A 16,238-nucleotide genomic window follows, 5' to 3' on the forward strand; every position below is an offset into this window, starting at 1 on the left:
GATAATCATTATCATTGTTATTTTCAACTGACTGTAAGCAGGGTTAATTCGCGCTGGCGATAGATAGCTTTATAGAACTGAAAGTTAAGGTTAATTAAATAAATAATAAAAGGGAAAGGCGGTGGAAAACGCAGAAGTGACAATCATGTTACGGTTAGTCTTAATATAAGATTATTCCTATAGCAAGTGAAAATTTCACGGCCAGGCGATATGATATGACACGGAAATCGCCTTACAAGGAAAAAGGGAATGAGAGCACACCATCAGGCGGAGAATAAGCATCAGGGCCTTGTTACATCCGACACTGGTCAAAAGTCAGGCCGACTGATTGTGCTGGGCTGTGCTTGTGACGGGGTGGATCTGTCTGAATGCTGTCAATCCTCGCTGACGCTGGTACGCTGCGCCACGTTGGAACAGTTGCCGGAACCTGACGGTAACGGCGATCTCTTGTTTACCTCTCTAAGCTGGATGAGCGAACTTGCAGCCGCGCAGCGTGATGAACTGTCGCGCTACGGGCGCGTTGTGGCCGAGTGGATTGCTTTTACCGATGGCTCGAGCTGTATCGGTGCGCAGCTCAATTGGCAAAGGGAAGGCGTCGGTTATTTTTTCCCTGTGCTGCAAAATCGGGAAGAGCTAACGCTGCTGCTTGACACGCTATGCCCTCAACGGATCTGGTGCAAAAAAGACGCCAGGGCCGCAGACTCAGGCAGCTTGTTGCAATCCATACTCGATCACCTGCCAGCCGGCGTATTCTGGAAAGATCCCGCCTCGCGCTATCTTGGCGCGAACCGCCATTTTACCCGTGATATCGGGCGAGACGATCCGAGCGAACTCATCGGACGCGATGATTTTGAACTGATTGAACCAGCGCTGGCCGAGAAATTTCGCCAGGACGATCTGGCGGTGCTGAACAGTGGGCAGCCCAGGATGAATTCCCTTGAGTCTGTCGAATTGCAAACAGGCGGGCGGCGTTGGTTAAGCGTGAGCAAGGTTCCGCTGCGTGATGCGCAGGGCGGACTAGCCGGGCTGCTGGGCTTGTACCTTGATATCACCCGGTTCAAGGAGGCGGAGCGGGAACTGATCGAGAGCGAAGCGCGTTTCCGTTTCTTTTTGGATAACGTAGACGAAGGGGTAGTGGTGTTCGACCTGCAGGGCATCATCGTTGATGTCAGTTCGCGCTGGCTTGAGTTGTTCCGCTGCCGGCGCGAGGAGGCCCTCGGTCAGCCGGTTCTCGATTTTACCAGCCCGATGGCCGTGCCTATGGCCACACAGTTGATTGGTGAAAAGTGGTCTGAATCCTATGAATCCGAAATGCTTAGAAAAGACGGCACGACTTTTCCGGCCATTGTGCGCGGCAGAGATCAAGATTTTGGTGGCCGGGGTCTGCGTCTGACGACCATCCTTGACATCACCCGGCAGAAAGAAGGGGAGCGGGCGCTGAAAACCGCCAAGATTGAAGCGGAACGCGCCAATCAGGCTAAATCAGAATTTCTCTCCAGCATGAGTCATGAGTTGCGTACGCCGATGAATGCCATTCTGGGTTTTTCTCAAATTCTGGCGTTCGATGAGCGCTTGAACGACGATCAATTAGACAATGTGACTGAAATCCTCAAGGCCGGTCGACATTTGCTGGGGTTGATCAACGAGGTGCTTGATCTTGCCAGGATCGAATCCGGCGCGGTGACGCTGTCAATCGAAGCAGTGGAACTCTCTGAACTGATCCGGGATTGCCGGCAACTGATCCAACCGTTGGCTACGGACAGGCAAATATCCCTGTGTCTGGTGGTTCCTGAGGGGCTGGCGGTCAGCGCCGATCGGATTCGCTTCAAACAGGTGCTGCTCAATCTGTTGTCCAATGCCATCAAATACAACCGTACCGGGGGTGAAGTGTGTATCGCTCTGGAAACGCGGGGAAAATGGTTGCGCATTGCCGTTGTCGATACCGGCAACGGCATTGCCCGCGAGCGCCTGAACGAGTTGTTTCAACCCTTCAACCGGCTTGAGGCGGAGCATAGCACTATTGAGGGAACCGGCATCGGTCTGGTGATCACCCGCAAACTGACTGAAGCCATGGGGGGAAGGATTGGTGTGGAAAGCGAGCCGGGTAAAGGGAGTAGTTTCTGGGTGGAGTTGCCACTGACCGACCTGGCGGCGCAAGAACAGGAAGTGAGGAAAGCGACGCCTGATTTTATGCCGTTAACCCGCAGCCAACAGCAACATTGTATCCTGTATATCGACGATAATCCGGTGAATCTCAAGTTAGTGGCGCAGATTCTGGATAAGTTGCGCCGCATTCAACTGGTAACGGTGCACACCCCCGAGTTGGGGATCGAGTACGCTATTGTGCACCGCCCTGATTTGATTTTGCTTGATATCAATCTGCCGGGCATGGATGGCTATGAAGTACTGGAGGTGCTTAAGTCTGATGTCCGGTTACGGCATGTTCCGGTGATTGCCGTATCAGCCAATGTGATGCCAAAGGATATTGAGCGCGGCATGGCGGCAGGTTTTGATGATTATCTGACCAAACCGTTGGATATTGGCCGGTTTTTGACCAGTATCGACGCTCATCTGTACCATGACAAAGGGAATTTACACCATGATGAACAAGCATGATGATGCACGTATTCTTATTGTTGACGATGAATCGGCCAACCTTAAGGTGCTGGAAAAACTGTTGGTCAGTGAAGGTTATTATCGTCTGGTCAGCGTTCAGGATCCGCGGTTGGTGCTGCGTAACTATCTTGAAGCCCGCCCGGATCTGATCCTGCTGGATATCAATATGCCGAATCTTGACGGCTATCAGATTATGCAGCAGTTGAAAGCGCTAAACGATCCGCTGTTGCCGCCGATCATGGTGCTGACGGCGGAACATGGTCGTGACAGGTTGTTGAAAGCGCTGGGGGTCGGGGCGCGGGACTATGTCAGTAAACCTTTCGATCGCACCGAACTGCTGATGCGGGTGCGTAATCTGCTCGATGCCCACCTTGCTCACCGGCTAATGTATGAGCAAAAAGATGTGCTGGAAAAGATGGTTCGCTTGCGTACCCGTGAACTGCTTGATACGCGCTTGCAGGTGGTGCGTCGTCTTGGGCGGGCGGCAGAGTATCGTGACAGCGAAACCGGCCAGCATATTATGCGTATGAGCCATTCCTCGGCATTGCTGGCGCGCCAGATGGGGTGGAGTGAAAGTGATATTGAGCTTATTTTGCATTCGAGCCCAATGCATGATGTCGGAAAAATAGGTATTCCAGACGCGATCCTGCTCAAACCCGGCAAACTTGATGCCGCTGAATGGGATGTTATGCGCCAGCACACCGTTATTGGCGCCGAATTACTGGCTGGCGATGATTCCATGCTAATGGTGATGTCGCGTGAGATAGCGCTGACGCACCATGAAAAATGGGACGGTAGCGGTTATCCCCGTGGCCTGTCGGGCGAAGATATTCCGCTGTCAGGCCGTATTGTCGCCGTGGCGGATGTATTCGATGCGCTGACGTCCGTGCGGCCATATAAACAGGCCTGGTCGCGGGAACAGGCCATTGCCTATATCCAGTCAGAATCAGGTTCCCATTTCGATCCCGACGTTGTCAGCGCTTTTATGAATGTTCTGGACGATGTGATAAGAATTCAGAACACCTATCGTGAACTTGTGTGAGGGTTAAAAAAAGAACGCTGCCGTCGGTTCGGCATGGGAGATAATGCTGTGGCGGGGTAAAAGTCGTAGATGCACACCCTGGCTGGTTATCGGTATGGGTGTGCAATATAAGCCATTATTCAGCGGCATAACCCTGGGCAGGGATCCGCACGCCATCCAACCAGGCCTGATTGTCCCGCATGTTCAGCCGGCCAGAAAGAAACCAGCCAACCACCATCGGGTAAATGGCGTGTTCCTGTGTCTGGACGCGTATCTTCAGGCTTTCTTCCGTATCATCGGTGAAGACAGGGACTTTGGCCTGTAGGACTATCGGCCCGCCGTCCAGTTCGTCGGTTACAAAATGCACTGACGTGCCATGCACCGCATCACCGCTTTCCAGCGCTTTACGATGGGTGTGCAGACCGGGGTATTTAGGTAACAACGAGGGATGGATATTGAGCATTTTACCGGCGAACTGCGCGACAAAATCGGGGCTGAGAACCCGCATATAGCCTGCCAGTACGATAAGCGCCGGTTCATATTGTTCTATTTCCTGCGCCATCGCCGCGTCATAGGCGGCCCGATCGGCAAACCCTTCCGGGCTAATGGCATGTACCGGTATATCCGCATCCTGAGCAAGCTGCAAGCCGTGGGCTTCAGGATTGTCGCTGAACACGGCCGCCAACTTTCCTTTAATACGCCCGCGCTTGCAGGCGTCTATCAACGCCTGCAGGTTGCTTCCTTGTCCTGATATCAAAATAACGAAATTTTTCATCAGCTAATGACCACTGTATCTCCGGTATCGGTGTGGTTAATGATACCGATTTTCCATGCCGTTTCGCCACTGCCGTTTAGCAGAGCAACGGCCTCATCTGCCTGTGCGGCCGGCAGCGCGATGATCATACCCACGCCACAGTTAAAAGTACGATACATTTCGTGACGGCTGACATTACCCGCCTGTTGCAACCAGTCAAAGACCGCTGGCCACTGCCAGCTCGATTCGTCAATCGTTGCCTGCATACCTTCTGGCAGCACGCGTGGGATATTTTCCCAGAAACCGCCGCCCGTCAGGTGAGAAATGGCGTGAACTTCAACCTTTTCAATCAGTGACAGAATTGACTTAACGTAGATTTTAGTCGGCGCCAGTAAGTGATCAGCCAGAGGTTTTCCTTCCAGCTTAACCTGAGCCGGGTCAGTTTTGCTGACTTCCAGAATTTTGCGCACCAGAGAGTAGCCGTTTGAATGGGGGCCACTGGAAGCAAGGGCAACCAGCGTGTCGCCCGACTGCACTTTGCTGCCGTCAATGATTTCAGATTTCTCGACCACGCCAACACAGAAACCGGCAACGTCATAATCTTCGCCGTGATACATGCCCGGCATTTCCGCTGTTTCGCCCCCCACCAGAGCACAACCGGATTGCTTACAGCCTTCTGCGATACCGGCAATCACGCTGGCGGCGGTGTCGACATCCAGCTTGCCCGTCGCGTAATAATCCAGAAAGAATAAGGGTTCAGCGCCTTGAACCACCAGATCATTAACGCACATGGCGACCAGATCAATACCAATGGTGTCGTGACGTTTGAGATCCATTGCCAGACGTAGCTTGGTGCCGACTCCGTCAGTGCCGGAAACCAGGATCGGTTCACGGTATTTTTGCGGTAAGGCGCACAAGGCGCCGAAACCACCCAGACCACCCATGACTTCCGGGCGGCGGGTCTGTTTCACTACACCTTTGATGCGGTCTACCAATGCATTGCCAGCATCAATATCCACGCCTGCGTCTTTATAGCTGAGAGAGGTTTTGTCGGTCACTGCGGAGTCCCCACGGAGGTTACAATTTGTGGTTAAAAACAAGGGTGGTTAAATATTGGAGCGCGCTAATTCTAACAGCGAGAGCAAACGTTTGCGAGTAATGTGTCGTCGCGCTTCCATTTTTCCTTCTACCCGCCACCTTTCAAGTTGTCCCTTTCCCGCACCTCGAAATCTATTGGCTGCATCACGCGTGGGTTGATCTGGATCAGGCTTAATCGTATGCCTCTGCGCCAAAAAAGCGGTATAATCCGGCGATTTTTTTATGGTGGGCGTCCTGCCCGCCACCCTGCGGGCCGTCACTTCGTGACGTTAAAAAACGCTCCCGGTGTTTTTTTTATGGCGGGCGTCCTGCCCACCACCTGCGGGCCGCCGCAAACGGCGTTTTTTTGACCGTCCACTTTCTAGGGAGAATACTGATGAAGATCGTTGAGGTAAAGCACCCGCTCGTCAAACATAAACTGGGACTGATGCGTGAGCACGATATTAGTACCAAACGTTTTCGTGAGTTGGCTTCCGAAGTGGGAAGTTTGTTGACTTATGAAGCAACAGCTGGCTTGGCGACTGAAAAAGTGACCATTAATGGTTGGTGTGGCCCGGTTGAAGTCGATCAAATCAAAGGCAAAAAAATTACCGTTGTGCCGATCCTACGCGCCGGTTTGGGGATGATGGACGGCGTGCTGGAAAATGTGCCCAGCGCCCGTATCAGCGTTGTCGGTATCTACCGTAACGAGGAGACGCTGGAACCTGTGCCGTACTTCCAAAAGCTGGTTTCTAATATTGAAGAACGGATGGCGCTGGTGGTTGACCCGATGCTGGCCACCGGCGGTTCAATGATTGCCACTATCGACCTGCTGAAAAAAGCGGGTTGCCGCAGCATTAAGGTACTGGTGCTGGTTGCGGCTCCCGAAGGGATTGCTGCGCTGGAAAAAGCGCACCCGGATATCGAACTCTACACTGCGGCGATCGATAAAGGCCTCAATGAACAGGGTTATATCATGCCGGGCCTGGGCGACGCGGGCGATAAGATATTTGGTACCAAATAACCGCCAGGCTGCAAATAGCCACTTTACAGAGGATACAAAGATGACTCGTCGCGCCATCGGGGTAAGCGAACGTCCACCCTTATTACAAACCATCCCACTGAGCTTCCAACATCTGTTTGCGATGTTTGGCGCCACCGTATTAGTACCAATTCTGTTCAAAATTAACCCGGCTACCGTACTGTTGTTTAACGGTATTGGTACTTTGATCTATTTGTTTATCTGTAAAGGGAAAATTCCCGCCTATCTGGGATCCAGTTTTGCATTTATTTCGCCGGTATTGTTGCTGTTGCCTCTGGGCTACGAGGTGGCGCTGGGCGGCTTTATTATGTGCGGCCTGCTGTTCTGTCTGGTGGCGCTGATCGTCAAAAAAGCAGGTACAGGCTGGCTGGATATCTTGTTCCCCCCGGCGGCGATGGGGGCGATTGTTGCCGTTATCGGTCTGGAGCTGGCTGGCGTGGCTGCGGGCATGGCCGGGTTATTACCTGCTGACGGCGCGTCTGTAGATAGCACCGCGGTGACGATTTCACTGGTTACGCTGGTGGTGACGATTTTGGGCTCAGTGTTGTTTCGGGGTTTTCTGGCCATTATCCCGATCCTGATTGGCGTGCTGGCGGGTTATGCGCTGTCATTTGCGATGGGTGTGGTGGATTTTGCGCCGATCGGTCAGGCGCACTGGTTTGCACTACCGACGTTTTATACCCCGCGTTTTGAATGGTTTGCCATTCTGACCATATTACCGGCTGCGCTGGTGGTGATCGCTGAACATGTCGGGCATCTGGTGGTGACGGCCAACATTGTGAAGAAAGATTTAATGCGTGAACCGGGGTTACACCGCTCGATGTTTGCCAATGGTATTTCTACCGTGTTGTCGGGCTTCTTCGGTTCTACACCAAATACCACCTACGGTGAAAACATCGGCGTACTGGCCATCACCAAAGTGTACAGCACCTGGGTTATCGGCGGCGCGGCGATTCTGGCGATCCTGCTTTCCTGCGTCGGCAAACTGGCGGCGGCTATTCAGGCCGTACCGGTTCCGGTCATGGGGGGAGTATCGTTGCTGCTGTATGGAGTGATTGGCGCTTCCGGCATCCGTGTGCTGATTGAATCCAAAGTCGATTATAACAAGGCTCAAAACCTGATTTTGACCTCTGTTATCCTGATTATTGGCGTCAGCGGCGCTAAAGTTCATCTGGGGGCGGCTGAACTGAAAGGCATGGCGCTGGCGACGGTGGTGGGTATCGGTATGAGTCTGCTGTTTAAGGTGATTAGCCTATTGCGCAGCGAAGAAGTGATTCTTGATGCGCCGGAAACGGATCAACTGACCCGGCGTTAATGCGGGGGTTCATCGCTTTCAGTCTGCTGATCGTCATCCTGTTGGGCCGTTACTGGCGTGCTCAACAGGCCCAGGTTTCTGTGGTAGACTCAATTCGTTTCCTGCCAGTTTGCAAGAGGTGCTTCTGAACACGCCGGCACAGCTTTCATTGCCACTTTATTTACCTGATGACGAAACGTTTTCCAGTTTCTATCCGGGAGAAAACACGTCTCTCCTCGCCGCGATGACCAGTGCTTTGCGTCAGGAGCATGGCAGTTATATTTACTTCTGGTCGCGGGAAGGGGGCGGGCGCAGCCACCTGCTGCACGCGGCATGTGCCGATTTATCCCGTCACGGTCAGGCGGTTGGCTATGTGCCTCTCGATAAACGCGCCTATTTCGTGCCTGAAGTGCTGGATGGTATGGAACAACTGGCGTTGGTTTGTATCGACAACATCGAATCAATCGCGGGTGATGAAGCCTGGGAAATGTCGCTGTTCAATCTCTATAACCGCATTCAGGAAACCGGGCATACCCGTTTGTTTATCACGGGTGATCGTCCTCCCCGTCAGCTCAATCTGCATTTGCCCGATCTCTCTTCCCGGCTTGACTGGGGGCAGATTTATAAGCTCCAGCCGTTGTCAGATGAAGAAAAAGGCGAAGCGTTGCAATTGAGGGCCAAACTGCGCGGGTTCGAGCTACCTGAAGACGTCAGCCGTTTTCTGCTTAAACGTCTGGATCGTGAAATGCGCACGCTTTTCATGACGCTGGATCAGCTCGATCATGCGTCAATCACTGCCCAACGCAAATTGACCATTCCCTTTGTGAAAGAGATCCTCGGGTTGTAAGCCGGGGATCTTAACGCATCCCCATTGCCTGTTCAGGCAGACGCGATAGAGGCACTAAATCATCGCCCTGAAAAGAGACGATGATTTATTGGTGGGTAGGTTTTTATGAAGCGAAGAACTGCGATCGGTCGTTAAAATCGAGGCTTTCCGGCAGTATCTGCCCGCCGTCCACCACAATAGTTGTGCCGGTTATATAGGATGCGCTATCTGAAGCCAGGAAAAGCGCCGCACCGGCGACGTCATCGGGTTTTCCCAACCGGCCCAGTGGAATGGATTTTTCCATATTACTGATAAACTCCGGGCTACGTCCGTCGGTCAGGCCTTCGGTGATGATATTGCCCGGTTCAATACCGTTAACCGTAATACCATAAGGCGCGAACTCAAGCGCGGCGGAGCGGATAAGCCCATTGATGCCGGCTTTGCTCGCCGCATAAGCCCCGACGCCGGGGTTGGCCACTTTCGGGCCGGTAATGGACGAGGTGAAAATCATCTTTCCGCCGTGGCCTGCACGCATAGCTGGCAAACAGGCCTGCATTGCCAGAAAGGTGCCGGTTAAATTCACGGCTAAAACATGCTGCCATTGCTCCAGCGACAGATCTTCGAGCAGGCAGGAAGGGTAGATGCCCGCGTTTTGCACCAGAATATCCAATCGGCCATAGCGGCTGATCGCCAACTCGGCCAGACTGTCCATATCCTGTTTGCTTGCAACATCGGCATACTGAAATACTGCTTTATCGTTGCCTAATATTTGGGCAGTCCTTTGCCCGCGTTCGGAATCAATATCACCAAGGATAATTGACGCGCCTTGCTCGACAAAACGACGAGCGACAGCTTCGCCAATACCTTTGGCCGCACCGACAATAATAGCAACACGATTATTTAAACTACTTTCCATTTTAGAGTTCCCTGGTGAGGACGCAAAAATTAGCATTATTATTTTTTATTAAAAACTGACGATCTCTTTCTTATTTTTTACAACTTACTTGGTAAAAATATTTACTAACTTCAGGGTCTTGCATATTTTCTCTTGTCGCAATGACAAAAGGCAGCAAGTTGTCATGAGGGACGGCGTCGCGGTTAATTTGCTTACGTACCAGTTGTGCCGCAAGTTTCACCGCCTGATAACCCATTTCGTAAGGTTGCTGGATTATCAGCGCATCATAGATCCCATCTTTTAAATCACGGATCTGTTGTGGATCGCCGTCGAACGAAATCAGTTTTACCGTACCGCGCTTACCGGCTTCTATAATGGCCGAGGATGCGCCTGTCGCCGCAGCAGAGTGGGTAACATAAATCCCTTTTAAATCCGGGTTGGCCTGCAAGGCCGCAGCAACTTGCTGGGCCGCCTTGGTCGAACTGGTCTCCGGGTAAATCACCGGCAGCAGCTTGGCGTTGGAAAATTCTTTGCCGTAGGTATCGACAAACCCTTTCACTCTGGCATCAATATCCGGCAGGCCGGGCCTCATTCCAACGGCCAGAAAGGCCCCGCTTGTACCGGCGATTTCCGACATGGCTTTGGCCGCCGCAACGCCGCCCAGATAGTGATTGGACTGGATGCTTTGCGTTTCTACCGGCATATTCAGCGGCGCATCAACGGTAATCACTGGCGTACCTTTGGCTTCCAGGTTTTTGACCTGATTTATCAAGGCATTTCCATCGGTGGGCGCAAGGACAATGGCGTTGGGATTGAGTTGCAGCGCCGCATCGATAAACGGCTGTTGCAACGAGATATCCCAATCCGGCGGCCCGTTCCAGCTTAATTTAACGTTAAATTCCTTTGCTGCGTTTTCGGCGCCGCACTGCATGGTGGAATAGAATGGGATCCCTACCTGTCCGGGCAAAAATGCCACCGAAACCGGTTGTTCCGCCAGGGCGGATACCGATAAAGACGCTAATAATGCAGCAAGTGGCGTAGCTAAACGAATATTCATTGCTGACTTCCTTATGCGTGACGATAAATAAGTTAAAGACTGCGCTGACGATTACGTTGATCGATATAAACGGCCACAATGACTATGAACCCGACAACAATTAACTGATAAAAGGAATCCAGTCCCATAATGACGAGCCCTGTACTTAATACCACCGGGATCAGGGTTCCGATAAGGGTTCCCTGCACCGAGGCAATGCCGCCAAACAGGCTGGTTCCGCCAATAACCGCAGCGGCTATGGCCTGTAAGCTATCGGTCTGGTGTCCGCCGATATTGGTGGTGGCGAATCGGGAAATATCCAACATGGCGGCAATACCGCACAGCAGCCCCATTAAGCTGAATAAGACCAGCTTGTGACTCATGACATCAATCCCCGCCCGCTGGGCTGCATTCGCCGAAGAGCCTACCGCCAGCGTATGTATGCCAAAGCGGGTTTTCGCCAACACAAACCAGAGTAAGAACACAATGGTTAACGATAACACCACTGGCAGCGGGATCAGGCCAGCGATGCGATAGGTCGCAAAAGAAGTCTGCAACGTACGCGGGATATTGGGCACGTTCGCGCCGTGGGTTATCACCAGCGCAATGCCCAGCCCGATAGTCGTCGTGGCCAGCGTAACCAAAAACGAACTCAGCTTAAGGCGGGTTACCAGTAGCCCATTGACAGTACCAAATATTACTCCGCTCAGTATGGCGACCAAAATGCTGCAGACGATAGCCACAGGCAGATGTGGATACTCGCCCATGGCCACCTCATCAGCGCTTCCAGCGAGAGCGGTAATAGTTTTTGCCGCTAAAATCGAAGAAAGCACAACATTGGCGCCGATCGACAGGTCAAATTCACGTGCGCCCAATAGAAAGGTCATTCCCACCGCCAGCAGCACCAACTGTGACGCATTCAGGGCGATAGTGAAAAAATTGCTCACGCTAAAAAAAGCATTATTGGGGGAAATCAGCGAAAAAACCGCCACCATACTCAATAATATCAATAACATCCAAAAGGAGGTCGCATCAGTCAACCGCGAAAACCAGGTTGAGTTGTCACCGTGATCATGCTGTGGCGCAGCGGGTGGGTGCTGCTCGGGAACCGTACTCATATTGTGCTCTCCTTTGCGCCAAGCATAACGTCAACAATATCGCGTACCGTGACCTGAGACGGCGTCAGGTTGGCAATGGCTACTCCCTGGCGCATAACGACAATACGGTCAGCAATTTCCAGCACCTGCGGCAAATCATGCGAAATCAGCAGAACGGCAAGATTGCGACCGGCGGCGACCCGAATCGCCTGATAAACCATATCGCGCTGACGGGAACCCAACGCCGCGGTAGGCTCATCGAGCAAAATCGCGTGGCGTGCCCATTTTATCGCCCTGGCAATGGCAACGCCCTGACGCTGCCCGCCGGAAAGGCTTTGCGCGGTTGCCCGGTAGGTTTTCAGCTTCACGCCCAATTCACTGAGCGTATCCGTCGTGCTGTCGAGCATGGATTTGCGGTCCAACATGCCAAGCACGCCGCGCCAGCCGGGGGCTTTCAACTCACGGCCCAGAAAGACGTTTTCCGCCACCGACAGATCAGGCGCCAGCGCCAGATCCTGATAAACCGTTTCGATGCCATAATGTTGAGCATCTTGCGTGGAGCGCAGCCGGACTTCTTTGCCATTGATGCACAGTTGTCCCTGGTCGGGAATATGCTCGCCACACAGAACCTTCATGAAGGTTGATTTCCCTGCGCCGTTATCTCCGACCACTGCGGTGATTTCACCGCGAAACAAGGATATCGATACGCCGCGTAGTACGTTTAAGGAACCGAAATTCTTAACGATATTGATGGCTTCCAGAGCAGTTTGCCGCTGCTGCGTCAGACCGAAAGTATCACCCGCTGCTAACGATGATGACAGTTCAGTGTGGTCGTTTTGCATTTTCAGGCCCCTGTACTGGTGGGTGAAAAAGTCTGAAAGAAACACCGTTAAGAACATCGATTAACGTAATCGATTACGTTACTATAATTACTGACGGGAAATTGAACTGTCAAGCATTATTATAATTTATGTATTGGACTCGTTCGGTTTGCCGATTTTAGGTTTGCCACGCTGTGACGTTAATTCACACAGGAGACATTGAGTGAAGGGGCAAAAGAAAATTACCATGCAGGATGTCGCCAGGGAAGCCGCGGTATCGTCGGCTACCGTATCCCGTGTATTGGCGGGATTTAAAGGCGCGACGTCGGAAGCCACCGCCGAGCGTGTGTTGCAAGCGGCCAGGCGTCTGGGCTATGTGGTCAATTCCGTAGCGGCCAGTCTGCGCAAAGAGAAAACCTTTTCGGTAGGTCTGATTCTGGCCGATATTTCCAACCCTTTTTTCGGCGGTCTGGCGCGGGGCGTGGAAAATACTCTGAAATCTGAGGGTTTCAGCGTGTTATTGGCCAATACCGACAACGACGTTACGGAAGAAAAAAGACTGCTGCGACTGATGATGGAAAAACAGGTCGACGCGGTGATTATGTCCAGTTCAGCCAGCAAGAATGACCATATCCTCGATGCCGTAGCGCGGGGTATGCATATCGTACTGGTTGATACTGAGCTTAAAGATGTCCCGGTTGATACCGTTGTGGTGGATAACCAGCAGGCCGCCAAAAAAGCAGTAGATTATCTGATTGATCTCGGCCACAGGAATATCGCCATCATCACCGGTAAACAGCAGGCTTCGTTCGATCAGGAGCGGCTTGAGGGATACCGGGAAGCGTTTAATGCCAGGGGCATCGCGATTTGCGAGGATCTTATCTTTTCCAGTGATTCCACCTATTTGGGTGGACGCCATGCCATTAAAACGCTTATCAGGCAGGCCCCCTCCATCACTGCCTTTTTCGCCACCAACAATCTGATGACCATCGGCGCGCTGAGTGAAATTCTGGCGCAGGGATTCACTATTCCGCAGGATTTTTCGCTAATCGGCTTTGATGACATGGAATGGTATCCGATTTTTAAACCAGCCATTACCGCCATCAGCCAACCGATATATCAACTGGGCATCATTGCGGCGCAACGTTTACTGAATACATTGCTAAGTGAACAACCTTTATCGCCGGAGAGGATCGTACTCAACACAGAATTGATTATTCGGGACAGCGCATCTCCACCTTCGCTATCAATACCTTCCGTGACGGAGAGAAAATAATGCCCAATTTTCCACTGGTTGATGCCCATGTGCATTTTTACGATCAACAGCAACTCAATTATCCCTGGCTTACCGCTGTACCGGCGATTCAGGGAAGTTATCTGCCTGATGATTTTACCCGCGCCAGCCGGGGCGTCGACGTGGAGAAACTGGTGTTTGTCGAGGTGGACGTCGCAGACGAACAACGGCTGGATGAGGTTCGGTTTGTTGAAAAACTCATTGGTTCGGAACCGCGTATAGCGGCGCTGGTGGCGTCGGCGGCGGTGGAAAGCGGGGCTGCTGTGGAAGCGGAGCTGGAACGTCTGTCGGCAATCGGCACGGTGCATGGCATCCGTCGTCTTATTCAGTATCACCGGGATGCCGATTATTGTTTGCGCCCGGGTTTTATTAAAGGCGTCCGGCGTCTGGCACGTTTTGACCTGAGTTTTGATCTGTGTATCCGCCACGATCAACTGGCCAGCGCAACCGAACTGGTGCGGCGCTGCCCAGAGGTGAATTTTATCCTTGATCATATTGCCAAGCCGGGTATTGCCACGGGTTTGAAAGAACCCTGGATGAGTGAAATCAAAGCGATAGCGGCATTGCCGAATGTTGTGTGCAAAATTACCGGCGTGGCGACCGAAGCCCATCACCAGAACTGGACGGTGGATGAAATCCGACCCTATATCGCCCACGTGATTGAGCATTTTGGTTTTGAAAAAATCATCTTCGCCAGTGACTGGCCGGTGATGAATATGGCTATCGATTATAGCCGCTGGGTCAATATCATGGATGAGATATTACGCGGTAGCAGCGAGCATGAGCTTCGACAATTTTATTGCGAAAATGCCACGCGCACATACCGTCTGGGGTAAGCACGCATTAGCCGGGCAGAGCGGTGAATAACGATGATGGAAGCACTCACGGGAATTAGCGGCGGTAGGCGGCGCGTAGCGACATCAGTATATGCCCCAGCCTGTTATCGCCTTCACCCTGATATTCCCCCCAAAAACGGGCAATTTCGTTATCCACCGGCGACCATTCCACTAATCGACGTTCGCCGGTGGACAATAGCAGATCTTTAAAATCCGGCGACTGGTCAAATTTAGCCTGTACCAGTGCGGTCATTAACGAAATATGATGTTCAGCCCAACCGGGAACGGTTTCCTGCTCGGTTAGCGCATCGCCGCAAATCGCCGCCATCTCCGGGGTTGGCGCCTGCATCAACCAACGACGCATTACCGGATGCCGTGCTTTTGCCGCCTGATAGGCATGTTCGGGCGTGGCATACTCCTCGCCATTAAATACCACGGGACGGGGATGTAAGTTGCTGAATATGCAATATTCTCCGTGGCGGGGATCATAAAAATGGATATCATTCATTAGGTTTACCTGACTTATTGATTATTAAAATAAATTAATGCTGGCGAAAATTTTCCCTGGATGTGGGTCATTGTTGCAACCATTGAAGAGAATGTGCATCGTACTTGTCAACACTTCTGATTCTATGCATAAATGAGGCAACGTAATCGATTACTTTCCCATAAGGGTACAGAATGATTTCTCTTTCCGATATAAAAAATGCGGCTGAACGTATTGCGCCATACATCAGACAAACCCCTTTGTTGCAAGCGACTTGCGTATCGAAAAAAATCACCGAGGCGGAACTGTGGCTTAAACTTGAATGCCTGCAACCTACAGGTTCATTTAAGGTTCGCGGGGCAACCAACTGTTTACTGACGACGCCTGATACGGAAATACAACGCGGTATCGTTACCGCATCCGGCGGCAATCATGGCCTGGCGGTGGCGCGTGCCGCATCTATGGCTGGCGTGCCGGCGACTATTTTTGTTCCCCGCACCACCAGTGAGGCAAAATTAATCAAACTCGCCGCGTGGGGAGCGACGGTAAAAGTGGAGGGCAGCGTCTGGGACGAGGCCAACAACAGCGCACTGGCATTTGCCGCCGAACATCAATGCGCCTATTTTCATCCTTTTGCCAATCCGGCGGTAATGGCTGGTCAGGGGACTCTGGCGCTTGAAATACTCAACGAATTGCCGGATTTGGATGTGATTCTGGTGGCTATCGGCGGCGGTGGGCTGATATCGGGGATAGCGTCCGCCTTAAAGGCGTTAAAACCCGCCGTGCGCATTATCGGCATTGAACCGGAAGGGGCGCCGACTTTGTACGCCAGTTTGCAGGCCGGGCAGGTTGTTACTCTGCCTGAGATTACGACGGCTGTCGCCACGATGGCTTGTGGTCGTACCGATCAGTCTATCTTTGACGTGGTGCGGCAATCGGTGGATGAGATCGTACTGGTTTCGGATCAGGAAATGCTTGAGGCCGCTCGCTGGTTGTGGTTTGAAACCGGTCTGGCCGCCGACCTCAGCGGAGCGGCAGCGGCAGCGGCGTTACGTGCCGGTAAAGTCCGTCAGCAACCTGGTATTAAGGCCTGCGCCCTGGTATGCGGTTCGGGTCAGGAAGGGATCGGCTGATTATGATTT

Annotated in this window: 15 protein-coding genes; 8 read left to right on the forward strand and 7 right to left on the reverse strand. The window is 52.4% G+C overall.

The window, feature by feature from the left end:
• Positions 1–249: 249 nt before the first annotated feature.
• Together BIY29_RS01870 and BIY29_RS01875 are read left to right on the forward strand one after the other, a co-directional pair.
• The gene (locus BIY29_RS01870; protein ID WP_121573242.1) at positions 250–2,616 is read left to right on the forward strand and encodes a PAS domain-containing hybrid sensor histidine kinase/response regulator; all 2,367 of its coding nucleotides are present in this window, start codon (positions 250–252) and stop codon (positions 2,614–2,616) included.
• Positions 2,600–3,658: an HD domain-containing phosphohydrolase gene (locus BIY29_RS01875; RefSeq protein WP_121573244.1), complete on the forward strand. Its 1,059-nt coding sequence runs from the start codon at positions 2,600–2,602 to the stop codon at positions 3,656–3,658. Before BIY29_RS01870 ends, BIY29_RS01875 begins: the two co-directional genes overlap by 17 nt.
• A gap of 115 nt (positions 3,659–3,773) precedes the next feature.
• Here BIY29_RS01875 and purN read toward each other — a convergent pair whose 3' ends face one another.
• Complete coding sequence (gene purN / locus BIY29_RS01880; protein WP_121573246.1) at positions 3,774–4,412, reverse strand: phosphoribosylglycinamide formyltransferase; 639 nt, start codon at positions 4,410–4,412, stop codon at positions 3,774–3,776.
• Positions 4,412–5,449, reverse strand: coding sequence for a phosphoribosylformylglycinamidine cyclo-ligase (gene purM, locus BIY29_RS01885; protein WP_121573248.1), 1,038 nt, complete (start codon positions 5,447–5,449; stop codon positions 4,412–4,414). Before purM ends, purN begins: the two co-directional genes overlap by 1 nt.
• Before the next feature lie 416 nt (positions 5,450–5,865).
• Between purM and upp the strand changes: the two genes are divergently transcribed.
• The 3 genes from upp (at position 5,866) to hda (ending at position 8,651) form a co-directional block, all read left to right on the forward strand.
• On the forward strand, positions 5,866–6,492 hold the full coding sequence (gene upp, locus BIY29_RS01890) for a uracil phosphoribosyltransferase (protein ID WP_121573250.1): 627 nt from the start codon (positions 5,866–5,868) through the stop codon (positions 6,490–6,492).
• A 40-nt stretch (positions 6,493–6,532) separates the two neighbouring features.
• Positions 6,533–7,825, forward strand: a complete 1,293-nt coding sequence (gene uraA, locus BIY29_RS01895; protein WP_121573251.1) for a uracil permease — start codon at positions 6,533–6,535, stop codon at positions 7,823–7,825.
• A gap of 118 nt (positions 7,826–7,943) precedes the next feature.
• Entirely contained in the window at positions 7,944–8,651 is a 708-nt protein-coding gene (hda, locus tag BIY29_RS01900) for a DnaA inactivator Hda (protein ID WP_121573334.1), read from the forward strand.
• 103 nt (positions 8,652–8,754) lie between these two features.
• On the opposite strand, the gene BIY29_RS01905 is transcribed toward hda, so the two are convergent.
• The 4 genes from BIY29_RS01905 to BIY29_RS01920 all read right to left on the reverse strand — a co-directional run bounded on the left by BIY29_RS01905 (position 8,755) and on the right by BIY29_RS01920 (position 12,500).
• A complete protein-coding gene (locus BIY29_RS01905; protein WP_121573253.1) occupies positions 8,755–9,546 on the reverse strand; it encodes an SDR family NAD(P)-dependent oxidoreductase in 792 nt (263 codons plus the stop codon).
• A 70-nt stretch (positions 9,547–9,616) separates the two neighbouring features.
• Positions 9,617–10,582, reverse strand: coding sequence for an ABC transporter substrate-binding protein (locus BIY29_RS01910; RefSeq protein ID WP_121573255.1), 966 nt, complete (start codon positions 10,580–10,582; stop codon positions 9,617–9,619).
• A gap of 32 nt (positions 10,583–10,614) precedes the next feature.
• Positions 10,615–11,679, reverse strand: coding sequence for an ABC transporter permease (locus BIY29_RS01915; RefSeq protein ID WP_121573257.1), 1,065 nt, complete (start codon positions 11,677–11,679; stop codon positions 10,615–10,617).
• Positions 11,676–12,500: an ATP-binding cassette domain-containing protein gene (locus tag BIY29_RS01920; RefSeq protein WP_121573259.1), complete on the reverse strand. Its 825-nt coding sequence runs from the start codon at positions 12,498–12,500 to the stop codon at positions 11,676–11,678. The genes BIY29_RS01915 and BIY29_RS01920 overlap by 4 nt, the downstream gene beginning before the upstream one ends.
• A 202-nt stretch (positions 12,501–12,702) precedes the next feature.
• Between BIY29_RS01920 and BIY29_RS01925 the strand changes: the two genes are divergently transcribed.
• Together BIY29_RS01925 and BIY29_RS01930 are read left to right on the forward strand one after the other, a co-directional pair.
• Positions 12,703–13,755, forward strand: a complete 1,053-nt coding sequence (locus tag BIY29_RS01925; RefSeq protein WP_121573261.1) for a substrate-binding domain-containing protein — start codon at positions 12,703–12,705, stop codon at positions 13,753–13,755.
• A complete protein-coding gene (locus tag BIY29_RS01930) occupies positions 13,755–14,609 on the forward strand; it encodes an amidohydrolase family protein (protein WP_121573263.1) in 855 nt (284 codons plus the stop codon). The genes BIY29_RS01925 and BIY29_RS01930 overlap by 1 nt, the downstream gene beginning before the upstream one ends.
• A gap of 55 nt (positions 14,610–14,664) precedes the next feature.
• On the opposite strand, the gene BIY29_RS01935 is transcribed toward BIY29_RS01930, so the two are convergent.
• Positions 14,665–15,117, reverse strand: a complete 453-nt coding sequence (locus BIY29_RS01935) for an NADAR family protein (RefSeq protein ID WP_121573264.1) — start codon at positions 15,115–15,117, stop codon at positions 14,665–14,667.
• A 173-nt stretch (positions 15,118–15,290) separates the two neighbouring features.
• On the opposite strand from BIY29_RS01935, the gene BIY29_RS01940 reads away from it, so the two are divergent.
• Entirely contained in the window at positions 15,291–16,229 is a 939-nt protein-coding gene (locus tag BIY29_RS01940; protein ID WP_121573266.1) for a threonine ammonia-lyase, read from the forward strand.
• The last annotated feature ends 9 nt before the right edge of the window (positions 16,230–16,238 follow it).

Source organism: Brenneria alni (genome assembly GCF_003666245.1).
Taxonomy (GTDB): Bacteria; Pseudomonadota; Gammaproteobacteria; order Enterobacterales; family Enterobacteriaceae; genus Brenneria; species Brenneria alni.